17 protein-coding genes are annotated in these 17,002 nt (G+C 69.3%); 13 read left to right on the forward strand and 4 right to left on the reverse strand.

The window, feature by feature from the left end:
• Positions 1–214 precede the first annotated feature (214 nt).
• Positions 215–2,143 (forward strand): M3 family metallopeptidase, encoded by a 1,929-nt coding sequence (locus ACFQ9K_RS18190; protein ID WP_378722308.1) that lies wholly within the window; start codon positions 215–217, stop codon positions 2,141–2,143.
• Positions 2,144–2,158: 15 nt separating this feature from the next.
• Here ACFQ9K_RS18190 and ACFQ9K_RS18195 read toward each other — a convergent pair whose 3' ends face one another.
• Positions 2,159–2,617: a MarR family winged helix-turn-helix transcriptional regulator gene (locus ACFQ9K_RS18195; protein ID WP_378722307.1), complete on the reverse strand. Its 459-nt coding sequence runs from the start codon at positions 2,615–2,617 to the stop codon at positions 2,159–2,161.
• A 103-nt stretch (positions 2,618–2,720) separates the two neighbouring features.
• On the opposite strand from ACFQ9K_RS18195, the gene ACFQ9K_RS18200 reads away from it, so the two are divergent.
• The 4 genes from ACFQ9K_RS18200 to ACFQ9K_RS18215 all read left to right on the forward strand — a co-directional run bounded on the left by ACFQ9K_RS18200 (position 2,721) and on the right by ACFQ9K_RS18215 (position 6,496).
• Entirely contained in the window at positions 2,721–3,479 is a 759-nt protein-coding gene (locus ACFQ9K_RS18200) for a dioxygenase (protein WP_378722311.1), read from the forward strand.
• A 38-nt stretch (positions 3,480–3,517) separates the two neighbouring features.
• Positions 3,518–4,078, forward strand: a complete 561-nt coding sequence (locus ACFQ9K_RS18205) for a DoxX family protein (protein WP_378722306.1) — start codon at positions 3,518–3,520, stop codon at positions 4,076–4,078.
• A 160-nt stretch (positions 4,079–4,238) separates the two neighbouring features.
• Positions 4,239–5,558, forward strand: a complete 1,320-nt coding sequence (secY, locus tag ACFQ9K_RS18210; protein WP_378722305.1) for a preprotein translocase subunit SecY — start codon at positions 4,239–4,241, stop codon at positions 5,556–5,558.
• A gap of 2 nt (positions 5,559–5,560) precedes the next feature.
• The gene (locus tag ACFQ9K_RS18215; protein WP_378722304.1) at positions 5,561–6,496 is read left to right on the forward strand and encodes a response regulator; all 936 of its coding nucleotides are present in this window, start codon (positions 5,561–5,563) and stop codon (positions 6,494–6,496) included.
• Here ACFQ9K_RS18215 and ACFQ9K_RS18220 read toward each other — a convergent pair.
• On the reverse strand, positions 6,463–7,902 hold the full coding sequence (locus ACFQ9K_RS18220; protein ID WP_378722303.1) for a short-chain fatty acid transporter: 1,440 nt from the start codon (positions 7,900–7,902) through the stop codon (positions 6,463–6,465). The two genes, ACFQ9K_RS18215 and ACFQ9K_RS18220, sit on opposite strands and share 34 nt — an antisense overlap.
• A 293-nt stretch (positions 7,903–8,195) precedes the next feature.
• On the opposite strand from ACFQ9K_RS18220, the gene ACFQ9K_RS18225 reads away from it, so the two are divergent.
• A complete protein-coding gene (locus ACFQ9K_RS18225; RefSeq protein WP_378983376.1) occupies positions 8,196–9,392 on the forward strand; it encodes a glycoside hydrolase family 76 protein in 1,197 nt (398 codons plus the stop codon).
• Here ACFQ9K_RS18225 and ACFQ9K_RS18230 read toward each other — a convergent pair.
• Positions 9,373–9,969 carry a hypothetical protein gene (locus tag ACFQ9K_RS18230; RefSeq protein ID WP_378722299.1) on the reverse strand — a complete coding sequence of 199 codons (597 nt, stop codon included), beginning with the start codon at positions 9,967–9,969 and terminating at the stop codon, positions 9,373–9,375. The two genes, ACFQ9K_RS18225 and ACFQ9K_RS18230, sit on opposite strands and share 20 nt — an antisense overlap.
• A gap of 165 nt (positions 9,970–10,134) precedes the next feature.
• Here ACFQ9K_RS18230 and ACFQ9K_RS18235 point away from each other — a divergent pair, with 165 nt between their 5' ends.
• Both ACFQ9K_RS18235 and ACFQ9K_RS18240 read left to right on the forward strand, forming a co-directional pair.
• Positions 10,135–11,373: a sensor histidine kinase gene (locus ACFQ9K_RS18235; protein ID WP_378722298.1), complete on the forward strand. Its 1,239-nt coding sequence runs from the start codon at positions 10,135–10,137 to the stop codon at positions 11,371–11,373.
• Positions 11,363–12,064 carry a response regulator gene (locus ACFQ9K_RS18240; RefSeq protein ID WP_378722297.1) on the forward strand — a complete coding sequence of 234 codons (702 nt, stop codon included), beginning with the start codon at positions 11,363–11,365 and terminating at the stop codon, positions 12,062–12,064. Before ACFQ9K_RS18235 ends, ACFQ9K_RS18240 begins: the two co-directional genes overlap by 11 nt.
• Here ACFQ9K_RS18240 and ACFQ9K_RS18245 read toward each other — a convergent pair whose 3' ends face one another.
• Entirely contained in the window at positions 12,065–12,715 is a 651-nt protein-coding gene (locus ACFQ9K_RS18245) for a hypothetical protein (protein WP_378722296.1), read from the reverse strand.
• 18 nt (positions 12,716–12,733) lie between these two features.
• Between ACFQ9K_RS18245 and ACFQ9K_RS18250 the strand changes: the two genes are divergently transcribed.
• The 5 genes from ACFQ9K_RS18250 (at position 12,734) to ACFQ9K_RS18270 (ending at position 16,939) form a co-directional block, all read left to right on the forward strand.
• On the forward strand, positions 12,734–12,979 hold the full coding sequence (locus ACFQ9K_RS18250) for a hypothetical protein (protein WP_378722295.1): 246 nt from the start codon (positions 12,734–12,736) through the stop codon (positions 12,977–12,979).
• A gap of 90 nt (positions 12,980–13,069) precedes the next feature.
• Positions 13,070–14,083: an NAD(P)-dependent alcohol dehydrogenase gene (locus ACFQ9K_RS18255; RefSeq protein WP_378722294.1), complete on the forward strand. Its 1,014-nt coding sequence runs from the start codon at positions 13,070–13,072 to the stop codon at positions 14,081–14,083.
• Positions 14,084–14,182: 99 nt separating this feature from the next.
• Positions 14,183–14,569, forward strand: coding sequence for a hypothetical protein (locus ACFQ9K_RS18260; protein ID WP_378722293.1), 387 nt, complete (start codon positions 14,183–14,185; stop codon positions 14,567–14,569).
• Between the two features lie 147 nt (positions 14,570–14,716).
• A complete protein-coding gene (locus ACFQ9K_RS18265; RefSeq protein WP_378722292.1) occupies positions 14,717–15,859 on the forward strand; it encodes an alpha/beta hydrolase family protein in 1,143 nt (380 codons plus the stop codon).
• A 246-nt stretch (positions 15,860–16,105) separates the two neighbouring features.
• On the forward strand, positions 16,106–16,939 hold the full coding sequence (locus ACFQ9K_RS18270; RefSeq protein ID WP_378722291.1) for an alpha/beta fold hydrolase: 834 nt from the start codon (positions 16,106–16,108) through the stop codon (positions 16,937–16,939).
• Positions 16,940–17,002: the final 63 nt, after the last annotated feature.

Here is a 17,002-nt window from a genome sequence, read left to right on the forward strand (position 1 = left end):
CCTGGTGTCAACCGCGGCGACAGACCCTGGCCCGGATCGGCCAGCACCGCTCGAGCGAATCCTGGACCTACCGCTGGAATTCTAGGATGGACCTGCGTGGACAGGTTGGCGACATGCCAAGATCAGTTACTTATTCGACATCCAGCAACCTTGTGGCTGACCCGCGTCGTCGCGATCGTTCGGCCGACGTCCGGTCCGGAGTTACTGTCGAGGAATGAGTCCGCAGCCGCTTGCCCTGCCCGCCGACGACTGGTCCGACTGGCTCGCCGGTTATGTGAACGACAGGCTGGAGACCGTCGCACAGACGTTGGCGCGGCTGCGGGACGGCAGCCGCCGCGACACCGCCGACGTGCTCGGCCGGTGGAACGACGCGGACATCGCGCTGCGCGGCGCCGACTCGGCCGCCCTGTTGTTCGTCGAGGTGCACCCCGATGCGGCGGTGCGCCGGCGCGGTGAGGAATTGGTCCAGCAGGTGGATCGGGTGCGGACCGCGCGCGATCTCGACCGCGCGCTCTACGACGTGGTCGCGGCCACCGACCCGGCGGGCCTGGACGAGCAGGCCGCGCGCATGCGCGAGCACGTGCTGCGCGACTTCCGGCGCGGCGGTGTGGACCGCGATGACCGGACCCGCGCCCGGCTGCGCGAGATCGCCGAGCGGCTCACCGTGCTCGAGCAGGATTTCGGCCGGGCGATCCGGGACGACGTGCGCGCGATTCGCCTCGCCCCGGACCGGCTGGCGGGGCTGCCCGACGACTTCGTCGCGGCGCATCCGCCCGCCGAGGACGGATTGGTCGCGGTTACCACGGACTATCCGGACTATCGCCCGTTCCGCGCCTACGCGCGCGACGCCGAGGCCCGCCGCGACCTCACGATCGAGTTCGAGAGCCGCGGCTGGCCCGCGAACGACGCTGTGCTGCACGAGATGTTCGATCTCCGGCACGAGAAGGCGCGGCTCGTCGGTTACGACAGCTGGCCCGACTACGACGCGGCGGTCAAGATGGTCGGCACCGGCGCGGCCATCACCGAATTCATCGAACGGATCTCGGTCGCCGCGGCCGCCGCGGGCCGGCGCGACCTCGACGCGGTGCTCGCGCGCCGGCGCGCGGACGATCCCGCCGGCACTGCCGACCGCTCCGAGATCAGCTATTACACCGAGCTGATCCGGCGCGAACAGTTCGATGTCGACGCCAGGGAGGTGCGCAGGTACTTCGATTTCACCCGGGTGCGAGCCGGTCTGCTGGAGGTCACCGGGCGGCTGTTCGGCCTGGAGTACCGCCCGGTCGACGTCCCGCGCTGGCACCCGGACGTCACCGCCTACGACGTCTACGCCGAGGGTGACCGGCGCGGCCGGATCTATCTCGACCTGCATCCGCGCGACGGCAAATACAAGCACGCCGCGCAGTTCGATCTCGTCGGCGGGGTCACCGGCCGGCTGCTGCCCGAGGGCGTGCTCGTGTGCAACTTCCCCCGGGGGCTGATGGAACACCAGGACGTGGTCACGCTGTTCCACGAATTCGGGCACCTGATCCATCATGTGCTCGGTGGGCGGCAGGACTGGGCGCGGTTCTCCGGAGTGGCGACCGAGTGGGACTTCGTCGAGGCGCCGTCGCAGATGCTCGAGGAATGGGCGTGGGACGCTTCGATTCTCGGCACGTTCGCGGTCGACGAGACCGGCGCGGCCATCCCGGCCGATCTGGTGGCACGGATGCGGGCGGCGAAGGACTTCGGCAAGGGATTCGCGATCCAGACCCAGGTCGGCTACACCGCGGTCTCCTATCTGCTGCACCGCGACCGGCCCGCCGACCACACCGGGGCCGTCTCGGACGCGATGGAACGCTACGGCGTGCTCCCCGCGCTGCCCGGCACCCACTTCCAGGCCTCGTTCGGGCACCTGGCCGGCTACACCTCCGCGTACTACACCTACCTCTGGAGCCTGGTCATCGCCAAAGACCTGTTCTCCGCCTTCGACCCCACCGACCTGCTGGATCCCGCAGTGGCCCAACGCTATCGCGACCTGATCCTCGCGCCCGGCGGATCCCGCAACGCCGCCGACCTGGTCACCGCCTTCCTCGGCCGCCCCTTCACCTTCGCCGCCTTCGCCACCTGGCTCGACCGCGCCCCGGCCCCGCAGCCGGCCCGATAGGTCCGAACGCCGGAGCTATTCCGAACGGAGTCGGGTGGCGACCTCGCCGAGGCCGTCGGCGAGGGCGGTGACCTGGGCGGGGGTGAGGACGTCGATGAGGAGGGCGCGGACCAGGGCGACGTGGCCGGGGGCGGCGGATTCCAGTTTGCGGAGGCCGGCGGGGGTGAGGGTGGCGATGATGCCGCGGGGGTCGTCGGGGGCGGGGCTGCGGCGGACGAAGCCGGCCTTGGTCAGCTGATCGATCTGGTAGGTCAGGCCGCTCTTCGAGGTGATCAGGGCATCGGAGAGTTCGGTCATCCGCAGCTTGCGGCCGGGTGCTCGTTCCAGTCGGACGAGCACCTCGTACTGGGCGTGGGACAGGTGGGCGTCGTCCTTGAGCTGCTGCTCGATTCGTCGATTCAGCAGGGCCGTCGCGGCGAGGAACGCGTGCCAGGCGCGCATCTCCTCGTCGTCAAGCCAGCGCGGTTCGGTCATCGGACCACCTTACCGGGGTTGTTCAAATTCGAACAATAATCTACGATCGAGGTAGAAGTTCAAATTTGAACTACTGAGAAAGGGTGTGGTGAGACCGATGCGCATGCCGGTTGTCTACCTGTCGCACGGCGCTCCGCCGCTGGCCGATGATCCGATCTGGCCGGGCCAGCTCGCCGCATGGTCCGCCGAGCTGCCGAAACCCGAAGCGGTGCTGATGATTTCGGCGCACTGGGAGGACGCGCCGTTGGCGCTCGGCGCGACGGCCACCATCCCGCTGGTCTACGACTTCTGGGGTTTCCCGCAGCATTACTACGACGTGACCTACCCCGCGCCCGGCGCGCCGGACCTGGCCGAGGACGTGCGCAAACTGCTACGCGGACCCGGCATGCCGGTGCACGACGTGCCGGATCGCGGCCTCGATCACGGCGCCTACGTGCCGATGGTGGAGATGTACCCCGACGCCGACGTGCCCGTCTTGCAGATGTCGATGCCGACCCTGGACCCGGCGGGCCTGCTGGAGATCGGCCGCAAGCTGGCCCCGCTGCGCGACCAGAACGTGCTGATCGTCGGCAGCGGCTTCTTCACGCACAACCTGCGCGCGCTCAACGACGACGGATCGGTGCACCCGGTGATGGCCGAGTTCGACGAGTGGGGGCAGCGCGCGCTCGACGCGGGCGATGTCGACGCCCTGCTCGATTTCGAACACAAGGCTCCCGCAGCGCACTTGGCGCACCCGCGCACCGAACACTTCGCGCCGCTGTTCGTTTCGCTCGGCGCGGCCGAGGCCGATCTGGCCACCCAGCGCAGCGTGATCGACGGCTTCTGGCTCGGCCTGGCCAAACGCTCCCTCCAATTCGGCTGACCCCGGTCGAGCTCACCCCACCGAAAGGAACACCTGAGATGAGTTACACCGCAACGACTTCGCCGACCGAGGCCGTCCCGGCGCCGGTCGAGTCCACCGGCCATGCCGCCCCGGCGCACGCCTACGACGCCGGACTGCTCCTGCTGCGCATCGCGGTCGGGCTCACGATGGCCGCGCACGGCGCGCAGAAGCTGTTCGGTTCGTTCGGCGGCGGGGGACTGGAGGGTACCGGAAAGTTCTTCTCCAGCAAGGGATATCCGGCCGGTGAGACGATGGCGCTGGTCGCCGGGGTGACCGAGACGTTCGGCGGGCTCGCGCTCGCGATCGGCCTGCTCACCCCGCTGGCGGCCGCCGCCGTGGTCGGTACGCTGCTCAATGCGATCGTGGTCAAGGGCACCGGTGCGTTCTTCGCGCCGAAGGGGATCGAATACGAGCTGATCCTCACCGCGGCCGCCGCGTCGATCGCGCTGACCGGTCCCGGTCGCTATGCCGTAGATCGCTTCGTGCCGGTATTGCGCTCACACCGCCTGGTTTACGGCCTCGCGGCGATCGTGCTCGCGCTGCTCGCCGCCGGCGCGGTGCTGCTGGTGCGCACCTAGACCGCCGTGTTCCCCCGATCGGGGGAACACGAAATCCGACTCACGGGCGACGTGGACGCGTACCGAGGATCCGTACCGTCGAAGGCCCTGACCGGCGCATTTCCCTTGGCTCGCCACGGGATTCGCCCGGTTCGACCGCGTCGCTCGTCTGGAGGATTGTGTGTTTTCCGCCGTGGTATCGGCTGTGCGGACCCCGGATCTACGGCGGAAGATGTGCTACGCCTTGGGTTTGCTCGCGCTGTACCGACTCGGCGCGGCGCTGCCGTCGCCCGGTGTGGACTATCGGTCGGTGCGCGAGTGCATCGGGATCGTCTCCGGCGGTGAATCGGCCGGTATCTACCAGCTGATCAACCTGTTCTCCGGTGGCGCGATGCTGCATCTGTCGGTGTTCGCGATCGGCATCACGCCGTATATCACCGCGGGCATCATCATCCAGCTGCTGACCGTTGTGATCCCGCGGTTCGAGGAGCTGCGCAAGGAGGGGCAGACCGGGCAGGCGAAGATCACGCAGTACACCCGGTACCTGTCGATGGCCCTCGCGGCCTTGCAGGCCTCGACGCTGGTCGCGCTGGCCGCACGGGGTCAGCTGCTGCGTGGGTGTCCCGAGGACATCCTGTCCGACACCTCGGTGTTCGGGATGATCATCATCGTGCTGGTGCTGACCGCGGGCGCCGCGCTGGTCATGTGGTTCGGCGAGCTGATCACCGAGCGCGGCATCGGCAACGGGATGTCGCTGCTGATCTTCACCGGTATCGCGGCGCAACTCCCGAGCCAGGGCAGGTCGATTCTGGACAGCCGGGGCGGGCTGATCTTCGCCGGCGTGTGCGTGGCGGTGTTCCTGGTGATCGTCGGGGTGATCTTCGTCGAGCAGGGGCAGCGGCGGATCCCGGTGCAGTACGCCAAGCGGGTGGTCGGGCGGAAGATGTATGGCGGCTCGTCGACGTATCTGCCGCTGAAGGTCAATCAGGCGGGGGTGATTCCGGTGATCTTCGCGTCCTCGCTGCTGTATCTGCCGCAATTGCTCGTGCAGCTGACGCAACACGGCGCGGGGCCGCAGGCCGAGTGGCAGGAGTTGATCCAGAAGTACCTGGTGAACCCGGGCAGCCCGGTGCACGTCGCGATCTACTTCGCGATGATCGTGTTCTTCACCTACTTCTATGTCGCGGTCACGTTCGATCCACGGGAACGCGCGGACGAGATGCGGAAGTTCGGCGGGTTCCTGCCCGGCTACCGGCCGGGAAAGCCGACGGCGGACCACCTGAGTTCGGTGCTCAGCCGGATCACCCTGCCGGGCGCGGTCTACCTCGGTGCCGTGGCGGTGCTGCCGAACCTGCTGCTCGGCGCGGGTTCCGCCGGCCCGACGGCGGGGCTTGCGTTCGGTGGCACCTCCGCGCTTATCGTGGTGAGCGTCGGACTGGATACGATCAAGCAGCTCGAGAGCCAAGCGATGAACAAGAACTACGAAGGGTTCCTCCGCTGACGATGAACGCACGGTCGGACTCGGCGTCGAATCACCCGTTGCTCAAGGTAGCTTCGTCATTCGTCCTCGCTATCACCGCGGCGACGCTGTCGGTGACCGGCGTGCCCAGCGCCACCGCCGCGGCGAGCGGCACGGTCGAAACGCATCAGCCGATCGATTGCCACCGAGAGGTCGATCGGGCGCAGACCGACACCGATGCCACATCGCGCTCGACGATTTCGGTTCTGCTGGCCGATAATCACGCGGTGTTCCGTTCGGGTCTGCGGGCGGCGATCGGCACGCAGCCGGATATCGAGTGCGTCGCGGAGGTCGATCACGGGGTCGCCGCGATCCGGGAGATCGAGCGGCTCCGCCCGGATGTCGCGCTGCTCGACCTCGACATGCCCGGTATCGACGGTCCGGCCACCATCGACGCGTTCGCCGGACTCGGCGGCGCCACCCGGATTCTGACGCTCACCAGCTCGGATACCGACGAGAACCTTTACCGCGCACTGTGTCTCGGCGCGTCCGGATTTCTGGTGAAGACCCTGCCGTCGACGGGACTGATCTCCGCCATCCGGATGGCGGCTCGCGGCGACGCGCTGATCGATCCGAGCCTGACCCGTCGCCTGGTCACCCGCCTGGCCACCGGTATCGAGCCGTTCCCGGCCGCGCCGGAGGTCGAGCACCTCACTGCTCGTGAGCATCAGGTGCTGCTGCTCATCGCGAAGGCGTACACCAACCCGGAGATCGCCGAGGCGCTCGGCGTCGGCGCGCAGACCGTGAAGACGCATGTCTCGAATGTGCTGGCCAAGTTGGGTGTTCGCGATCGGGTGCACGCGGCGGTCTACGCGCACACCCGTCGCCTCGTTGCGCAGGAGGGGCCGGATACGTTCCCGCGCTATGACATTCGCGGCGCGTCAGCTCACGGCGCGGCCGGCATGATCGGCGGGACGTAGTCGAAGGTCAAACCGAGCAACCACACGAGCAGCAGAATCACCGGCAGGTGAAAGATGAACTGCAAGAACGTGAATCCGACCAGATCGCGCGCCCGTAGCTTGAGCACCGCGAGCAGCGGCAGCATGAAGAACGGGTTGATGAGCGTGGGCAGCGCCTCGGCCACGTTGTAGATCTGCACGGTCCAGCCGAGATTCATGTGCACGTCGTTCGCCGACTGCATCACGTACGGCGCTTCGACCAGCCACTTCCCGCCGCCGGAGGGGACGAAGATGCCCAGCACCACGGTGTAGATGGCGATCACGACCGCGAAGCTGCCGCCGCCACCGATGCTGGTGAAGAACTCCGCGAGATGATGCGAAACGGTGAATCCGCCACGGCCTTTCGCCTTGGTGAGGATCGCGGCCATGGCGGCGTAGAGCGGGAACTGGACCAGAATGCCCGCCGTGGCGGGCACGGCGAGGGTGACCGCCTGGAGGAACCGGCGCGGCGTTCCCTGCAGCACCAGACCGAGGATCAGGAAGACGAGCAGGTAATTGTTCAGACTGCTGACCACGGTCAGCACGGGCTTGTCGAGCAGCTGAAAGATCAACCAGGCCAATGTCAGCAGACCGGCCAGGACCGGCAGGATGCGGCTGTATTCGAGCCACTCGCCGGGGCGGGAGCGCGGCGTCACCTCCTCGGGCTGGTCGTCGAGGTCGACCTCCAGGATCTCGGCGGTCTTGATCGCCTCGCCCTTCGGCGCCGACAGATGCGCGATCACCGCGGTCAGCGCCATGAGGATGACGCACGTGAGCAGGGACTGCCAGGTGAAGATGGTGCGCCCGAAGTCGAGCACGCCGGTGATCTTCAGCAGGGCCGGCGGCAGCGAGCCCGCGGTGGCCTGGAGCTGCGCGGCCGACGACGACAGGCCGAGCGCCCAGACGCCGCCCAGCCCCATGAAGGCGGCAGCGCCGAGCGCGCGGTAGTCCACGCGCAGGTCGGTCCGCCGCGCGATCGCCCGGCAGAGCAGCCCGCCGAAGACCAGGCTCAGGCCCCAGTTCAGGAACGAAATCGACATGGAAAGCAGCGCAACGAAACTCACCGCGCCGGCCGCGGACTTCGGCAGCTCCGCGAGCCGGTCGATCAGCCGGGCGACCGGCGGGGACGTGGCGACGACATAGCCGGTGAGCACCACCATGGTCATCTGCAAGGTGAACGCGGTCAGATCCCAGAAGCCGTCACCGAACGCGGTGGCGACCGTTTTCGGTGACGCGCCGTTGACGAACGCGGCGAGCGCTACGATGAACACGCCAGCTAAGGCGAAGACATACGCGTCCGGGAACCACTTCTCCGTCCACCGTGCGAGCGACTGCGCGATCCGCGCCAATCCCGTTTCGGAGCTTGCTTCTTCAATCGTGGACGTCATCGGAGTTGTTCCTCTACCTTCCAAACGCTGCCCGCGCACGTGTGACCCACCGCACACGGGTTCGGTTGGTCAGTATTGGTGCCCCCCTGTGCGCAGACAAGGGGTAAATGCGCAGGTGCCATCTGCGAAAGTGCAGAAACCGCCGGTGGTCAGGCCACACGAGCGCCCATCGATGCCCAAAATGTCTGGCATGCCCGAAAGTTCGGGTGGCCTGGATGGTGGCAAACGCCGACGGCGCGTCCCGGATTCGGGTGGGGGCAGCGGATAGAGTCGCCGGGCGAAGGAGGTCGTCGATGTCTCGCGGTCCAATTGGGGTGAGTAGGCGGACGGTGCTGTGGGCGGCCGGGGCGGGGGTGGTGGCGGCCGGATCGCCGGTGCGGGGGTCGGCGGCGCCCGAGCCGCCGGCGGCCGTTGCCGAGTCCGCGCGGCGGGCCGGGCTGGCGGAGCAGGCGATTCTGGCTCGGCATGTGCGGCCGGTGTGGGGACTGCCGGGCACGTTGCTCGGGGTGACCGCGTGGCCGCCGTCGCCGCTGGAGGAGGTGTTCGAGGAGTGGGACTACTGGTTTCAGGCGCACCTCGTGGAGTGCGCGATCGACGCCGCTGTGCGCGCGCCGGCGCCGGAACGGCGCGATCGAGTCGCCGCGCTCGTCCGCGGCATCCGCACCCGCAACCTCACCGGCTGGACGAACCAGTACTACGACGACATGACCTGGCTTCTGCTGGCGCTCGAAAGAGCCGATCGCACACTCGGAGTCAGGTTCCCCGACGGCATCGACGCCCTGCGCGCGGCCTCGGCGGAGAGCTGGAATCCGGACGTCGGCGCGGTGCGCTGGCGTGTCGGCTCCGACTATTACAACGCCTGCACGAACGCTCCCACCGGTATCGCGCTGGCTCGGTTCGGCGATCTGGCCCGGGCCACGCGGCTTGCCGAGTTCATCGATACCCGGTTGCGCGACAACAACTCCGGCCTGATCGCCGACGGCGTGCACGAACCAGGCGGCCGGCTCGAGACCGCCGTCTACAGCTACAACCAGGGCACGGCGATCGGTCTGGACGCCGAATTGTCCGCGCGCACAGGCGCTCCCGAGTACCGCCGTCGAGCGGCCGCGCTGATCGCGGCGACCGGCGAGACGATGACCGGCGACGGCGTCATCACCGGCGCGGGCGGCGGTGACGGCGGCCTGTTCATGGGCATCCTCGCCCGCTACCTCGCGCTGGCCGCGATCACCTTGCGCGACAACACCGCTGCCCACATCGTCCATGCCTCTGCGCAGGCCGCCTGGGCACACCGCGCGGACGTCGACGGCCTGCCCCTGTTCGGCACCGACTGGTCGACCCAGGCCACCGTCCCCGACCGACCCGAGGACCGGACGAGACTGTCGAACGGTCGAATCGCCGCCTCCGCGACCCCGAACCGGGACCTCTCCGTCCAGCTCAGCGGCTGGATGCTGCTCGAAGCCGACCATCAGCTCACGGCATCCGGCCGGTAGCGGCGTTCCCGGCAGGCAGCAGCAATCGATCCAGGAGGAACGCCGCGGCGGCCATGAGCAAGGCCCCGTCCAGATAGTGGCAGGCCATGGCCCCGAGATAGGTGGGGCCGCCCCAAGCGTTGGCGGTGAAGTTCGGGTCGAGGCCGCCGAGGATTTGCATGCCGATGCGGAACGGGCTGTAGATCAGTAGGGCGATCGGCACGAACCCGAGGAGCAGGCGGAGCAGGGCGGTCGGGTGGTTCAGGATCGATCGGAACGTGCGGGCGAGGCGTTGGGCGGCGGTGGCGCTCAGCGGCGACAGCACCATGGTGACGAACGCGGCGGCACCGCGTCGGCGCAGCACGGCGAGGGTGAGGGCGATGGTCACGGCCAGCAGTACGGCATGTACTTCCCATGCTGCCGTGCCGTCGACATGGTTCTCGCGCTCCGGCGAGCGGTCGAGATAGCTCAGTCCACCGGTCACGATGCCCGCGGTCAGCGATGCCGCCGCGAGGACGAGCAGTGGGCGGGATAGCCCGGACCAGAGGTGATCGGCGGCGCGGCCGCGTGCCCTGGATCCGGTGTCATAGGCGTTCATGACTCAACTGTCGCCCGCTGACCTGGGCATTGTCGTCATCCTCCGGCCGCTGACCGGCCGCCCGCTCCGGGTGGATGCCGTGGCCCCTGTCCGACTTGCGGATGATTCGCGCGCTCGACCTCGGGGCGATGTCTCGGCGCTATCGGGCCGATTACCGTCTGCGGTATGGCGTTTACTACCTTGCCGCCGGAACACACCGCGCGACCGTGGCATCAGCGACTGCCGGTCCTGCGCCACCGGCCGGGCGACGCCGGGCCGGACGCGATCGATATCGGGATCGCGGTCGCCTGCTTCGCGGTGTTCACGGTGCCGCTGCTGGCGGGGACGGTCAGCGGGATCGGCTCGTTGCCCGCCATCGCGATATTCGGTGCGGCCGCGGTGCTTCCGTTGATCTTCCGTCGGCGGTGGCCGCTGGCGGTGCTCGTGACGGTGGCGGTGGTGCTGTGCCTGGCCGCGCTGCTCGGCGTTCGATTCACCCCGTGGGTGAGCAATACCGGACCTGCGTTCGGCGTCGCCGTGCTCACGCTGGCGGATCGGCGAACGCGGCGCGAGTCGCTGCTCGCCACCGGGGCGGCGCTGGTCGCGCTGTACATCGTCGGATGGGTCGCCACCGACCTGCATCCCGATCAGGAACAGGACTTCGTGCAGCTGCTGATCGCGGTTCCGGCCTGGCTGATCGGGGACATGCTGCGCACCCGGCGCGACTACCGGAACAGTCTCGCCGCGCAGCAACGGCAGTGGGCCGCGGCGGAGGAGCGCCGGATTCGCGCCGAGGAGCGGTTGCGGGTATCGCGCGACGTGCACGATCTGATCTCGCACACGTTGAGCATGGTCGCGGTCCGCTCGGGCGTGGCCCGGCTGCTGCTCGACGAGCAGCCGGGGGAGGCGCGTCAGGCGCTGGGCGCGATCGAGACGGCGAGCCGGTCGGCGCTGAACGAGCTGCGCCGGGTACTAGCGCAGACCCGCGAACCGGAGCAGCGACTCGACCAGGACGAACCGGGGCTGGCCGAGGTCGCCGCCCTGATCGACGGGCTGCGGCACGACGGTCTGGTCGTGGAGTACCACGTCACCGGCGAACCGGTCGACTGTCCCGCGCTGTTGCAGACGACGGTCTATCGCATCGTGCAGGAGGCGCTCACCAACGTGATCAAGCACGCGCATACCGACCGCGCCCGGGTCGAGATCCGGCACGCGCCGCACGAGCTGACGGTGTCCGTCGCGGACGACGGACCGGTGGCCGAGGTGGCCGAGCGGCCGGACGGCAGCGGTTCCGGCCTCGGCCTGGTCGGGATGCGGGAGCGAGTGTCATTGTTCGGCGGGCGTTTCGAGGCGGGCCCGCGCGCCGAGGGCGGCTTCGCCGTCACCGCCTGCTTCCCGATCGACGAGGACGCCGATGTCAACTGAAAGTGCCACTCCCACAGGCGATCCGGATCCGATCCGGGTACTGATCGCCGATGACGAAGCGCTCGTCCGGGCCGGGTTCCGCGTACTCGTCGACTCCGCACCGGATCTCACCGTCCTCGGCGAGGCGGGCAACGGCGGCGAAGCGGTGCGGCTCACGCGTCAACTGCGGCCCGATGTGGTGCTGATGGACATCCGGATGCCGATCATGGACGGCCTGGAGGCGATGCGGCACATCGCGGCCGGCGGCGCGGCCGGCCCACATGTGCTGATCGTGACCACTTTCGACCAGGACGAGCACGTCTTCCAGGCGCTGCGCAGCGGGGCGAGCGGCTTCATCCTCAAGGACTCACCGCCCGAGGAGCTGCTGCACGCGATCCGGGTCGTCGCCAAGGGGGACGCACTGCTGACGCCGAGCATCACCCGCCGCATGATCAGCGCGTTCGCCCGCCAACCGTCGGCGCCGGCGTCGCCGCCGGGCGCGCTGTCCGCGCTGACCGATCGCGAGCGAGAAGTGTTCGAGCACATCGCTTCCGGGCGGTCGAACGCCGAGATCGCCGCGACGCTCTTCGTGAGCGTCGCGACAGTCAAGACCCACGTCGGGCGGCTGCTCACCAAACTCGAGGTCCGTGACCGCGCCCAATTGGTCGTTCTCGCTTACGAAACCGGCATCGTGGTGCCGGGCAACCATTGATCAGTCCGGCTTCGGCGGTGTCTGGACGGCGATCTCGTCGCCGAGTTCGAAACCATTGGACAGCCGCAACCGGTCGCCGCTCCAAAACCGGCCCGGGTCATACCAATTGGGGCTGCGGTCGTTCGGCAGCAGTCCCATCGATTGATAGGTCGCGGCCACGATTTCCGCGCAGTACGCCTGCTCCAACTCCCGGGCGGAGGGCCGGCGCGACTTGCGCGGCAGGCTCACCCGCCCGCGCAGCCAGCGTCCGGCGAGACCGGCGGTGGACGGGAACGGGGTGCCGTCGAGCCGCGCGATGGTGCGCAGCAGGTTGTCCTCCATCTCCCGGGTGGCAGGCCGGTTCAACTGCCGTAACCAGGCCCGCTGACCGTACCGGTGCGCCCACACGAGCACGGCGTCGCGCAGATTGTGCAGCTGGACGCCGCGATGCGTGGTGCCCGACCACATGTCGGTCAGCGAGTGGCCGAGCTCGGCGTGCCAGATCAGCGCGGGCATATCGTCGATCACCACCGACATGCCGACATGATTCACCGGACTGTTTGTGGTCATCCGAATCGCCCGGTCGGCCGCCGAATGGCCGCGGAACAGCCAGATGTCACCCGTTCGCGTCAGCTCGAGCGCTCGGTCGAGATTGATGCTCGTCCCCGTCATGGCCGTAGCCTATGCGGTATGAGGTGGTGGAAGGCAGTGGGATTGGCGGGTGCGGCCGGTGTGGTCGCCACCGGCGTGGTGGTCGTGCGTGCCGAGCGTCGCCGCCGCGCGTACACGCCGGAGCAGGTTCGCGAACAACTGCACGTGCGCTTCGCTCAGGCGACGGCGGCGGAGCAGGCCGTCGAAACCGCTGTTCCGGCAGCACAACCGGAGGGCGGGCTCGGTGCGCTGCTGCGGCGCCTGTTCCGGCGGTCGCGCCGCTGAACCGGCGCATTCGGCTGCGCGCGGGCGGTCTCCGGTGATCTGATCGATGCACCCGGCGCGCCGCCGAGCCGGGCTCCGGAAGGCGGTGACATGCGCGCAGCGGTCCTGGCGACGGTCGGGAAGATCGCGATCGTGGAACGACCGGTGCCCGAACCGGGCCCGGCCGAGGTGTTGATCCAGGTCGGCGCGGTCGGCGTGTGCGGTTCGGATGTGCACTACTACGAGCACGGCCGGATCGGCGGGCACGTGGTCGAGCAGCCGTTGGTGCTCGGCCATGAGGCGTCCGGCGTGGTGGTCGGGCTCGGTGCGCACGCACGCAAGCATGCGGTCGGACAACGGGTTTCGCTCGAGCCGGGCGTGCCGGACTTCACCTGTGTGCAGTGCCGGGCCGGACGCTACAACCTGTGCCCGGACATGCGGTTCTTCGGCACGCCGCCGATCGACGGCGCGTTCTGCGAATACGTGGTGCTGCACGAGGAATTCGCGCACGCGGTGCCGGATTCGCTGTCCGACGCGGCGGCCGCGCTGCTCGAGCCGCTGTCGGTCGGGGTGTGGGCCTGCCGGAAGGCGCGCGTCAGCGCGGGCGATCGAGTGCTGGTGAACGGCGCGGGGCCGATCGGGCTCGTGTGCGCGCAAACGGCGTCGGCGTTCGGAGCGGCCGAGGTCGTGATCACCGACGTGAATCCGCGTCGGCTGGCGCTGGCCCGCGAACTGGGGTGCACGCGCGCCGTGGACGTCGGTGTCACCGAGCTCGGTGACACCGGGTTCGAACCGAACGTCCTGCTGGAGTGCTCCGGACATCCGGCCGCGATCGGGGCCGCGGTGCGCACCGTGGCCAGGGCCGGGCGAGTCGTGCTCGTCGGCATGGGCGGCGACGATGTGCCGCTGCCCCTGCCCTATCTGCAAGAGCGCGAGCTGGAGCTCACCGGGACCTTCCGCTACGCCAACACCTGGCCTGCCGCGATCGCGCTGGCGGCAGGCGGGCACGTCGATCTCGACAGCCTGGTGACCGGCCGATTCGGGCTCGAGCAGGTGGCGGACGCGCTGACCAGCGGCCGCGCCGACCCCGGATCGATAAAGCCGATCGTGCTGCCCGGCAGGTGATCGCGGTCCGGTCCGAATGGCTTGGGCCGCAATCTTTCACGCCACGTAAAATGGCACGGCACGCCAGATCCGCACGTCGAATCGGAAGGAGCACAGGGGATGACCACCAACTCCGAACGCCTCGCGCGAGGCGCCGCGCTGGTCGCGGTGACCGGCGCGGCACTGATGATGGGCACCGGCAGCGCCGCGGCCGACGAATGGCCGTCGAACAACGGCGGGCTCTCGGTCTACGAGACCAAGGACTTCGCCGTCCCGAGCGATCCCGATTACTGGAATCCGCTCTCCGATCGTCACCGGCTGAGCTCACCGTTCGGCACCAGCACCCGCATCGTGTGCACCGGCTTCCACGGTGTCCAGCAGGACTGCTGGCAAGCCGACCTCGACGGCAACCCGCACAAGCTCAACCGCGCCCCGCTGGACGTGCCGTGGGCCGGTTCCGCGCAGACCGGGCGTTACGGGCCGATCCACTACGTGTACCCGGGCTGAGTCACCGCGAAAGCGGTGTCGCCGCCTGACGGTTCTTACGCGCCTTTGTCATCGGCCTGAGCTCGCTTTGCTGATGGTCGCGCAGCATGGGCGCGGAACACCCGTGGCGGACGTCGGCGGGTGCGTGACGGAAGAGGAGTTCGGAAGGTGCGCGTCTTCGCCGCAATCATGCTCGCGCTGGCACTGCCCGTGGCCGGCATCGCCGCCGCCGAGGCCGAGGCGCCGCAGGCGTCGTCCGGCTCGGCCGTGGCCTCGGTCATCCATTTGCCCGCGCCCACTGGGTCTTTCCCGGTCGGCCGGAACGTGCTGCACCTGGCCGACCCGGCCCGGCCGGATCCGTGGACGCCCGCACGGTCACGCGAGCTGATGGTCAGCATGTACTACCCGGCGCGGCACGGCGGTTCGCCCGCGCCGTACGCGACGGACCAGGAAAGCCGGCTCCTGCTCGACGGCGGCGGGATGATAGGTCTTCCCGCGGAGCTGCTGAGCCAGGCGGGTACCCACGCCGTGGTGGATGCCGCGCCGGTCGCGGGAACCTACCCGATGGTGGTGTTGTCGCCCGGGTTCACCGCGCCGCGATTCACCCTCACCGCGCTGAGCGAGGAACTCGCGAGCCGGGGGTACGTGGTCGCCGCGGTCGATCATGCCGGCGAGACGTTCGGGACCGAGTTCCCCGATGGCCGGATATCCCCGTGCGCTGCCTGCGACCAGGTGACCGACGCCGCCTCGCTGAAGCGCGTGGCCGACACCAGAGCGCGCGACGTCGCCTTCCTGCTCGACCGCCTCACCGGGCCCGCGCCGGCCTGGCCGCACGCGGGACTCATCGACACCGCGCGAATCGGCATGGCCGGCCACTCGATCGGCGGGGCGAGCGCCGCCGCCACGATGGCGGTCGACGCCAGGGTGCGGGCCGGCGTGGACATGGACGGCTCCTTCCCCGGCGTCATCCCGGCAGCGGGCCTGGGCGACCGTCCCTTCCTCATGCTCGGCGCCGACGGCGAGACCAGTCCCGGCGGCGATCCGTCGTGGGACGAGGCCTGGACCCGGCTGCACGGATGGAAGCGGTGGCTGACCATCGCCGGCGCGGACCACGATTCGTTCATCGACACCGGCGCGCTGGTGGAACAGCTCGGGGTGCCGAGTCCGACCACCCTGACCGGCGACCGCGCGGTCGAGCTGACGCGCACCGTGGCGGCCGCGTTCTTCGACCGCCACCTGCGGGCCATCGATGAACCGCTGCTGGACGACCCGGTACCCGCCTACCCGGAGATCCGATTCCACCATCCGTAGGCCCGCACGGCTCGGCATCGGCGCCGACGGTGGGTGCGCTACGGCACCGCCGCTGAGCTGCGCGTTCGGAAACCGTTCAGCGGACCTCGAGGCACCGGCGACATCATCTGTGCCGCGGGCCGGACGCCCGCGCGGCCATCCCCGGCCGGATCGATTTTCGACGAATCCCCGGTCGGGCAAACGGAATTGGATATCGGCGGCACGCGAGGTCCGACCGCTGCATCCACCACGAAAGGCATATCGACAATGAAGACCAAGCGCACTCGCGTCGGCCGCACCCTGCTCATCGGCATGGCGGTCGCGCTGAGCATGGCCGCGACCGCGTGCTCGGCCAAGGCCGACGACAACCCGGTCGCCGACCAGTCGTTCGAGAAGCCGTCGGTGCTGCTCGTGCACGGCGCGTTCGCCGACGGCTCGAGCTGGAGCAAGGTGGCCGAGAAGCTGCAGCGGGACGGCTACCGAGTCACCACCGCCGCGGTTCCGCTGCGCGGGCTGACCTACGACGCCGCCTACATCCGCGGCGTGCTGGACGGCATGCCCGGCAAGACCATCGTGGTCGGCCACTCCTACGGCGGCGCGGTCATCACCAATGCCGCGACCGGCTCGCCCAAGGCCGCCGGGCTGGTTTACATCGCCGCCTTCGCCCCCGACAAGGGCGAAAGCCTCGGTGAACTCGACGGGCGGTTCGGCGGGCCGGCCAGCAAGATCGCGGGGCCGCGCGAGTACCCGCTGCCCGACGGCAAGGGCAACGCGCCCGAACTGGTCATCGCGCAGGACAAGTTCGGCGAGTTCTTCGCCCAGGACCTGCCCGCCGCCGACGCCGCGGTGCTGGCGGCCGGGCAGCGGCCCATCGCGGTGGCCTCGTTCACCGAGCCGTCCGCCGAACCGGCCTGGAAGACGCTGCCGAGCTGGACCCTGGTGGCCACGGACGACAAGATGATCCCGCCCGCCGGGCAGCGCGAGATGGCCGCCCGGATCAAGGCCACGGTCGTCGAGCACGCGGGCAGCCACGCCATCGCGCTGTCGCAGCCGCAGGCGGTCGTCGACATCATCGAAACCGCGGCGGCCAAGGCCGCCTGATCGGCGCCGGGCTCGCCGATGTGGGCGGGCGATACCGGCCGGTTGTAATAGTCTGCCGGTATC

Source organism: Nocardia sp. NPDC056564 (genome assembly GCF_042793755.1).
Lineage (GTDB): Bacteria > Actinomycetota > Actinomycetes > Mycobacteriales > Mycobacteriaceae > Nocardia.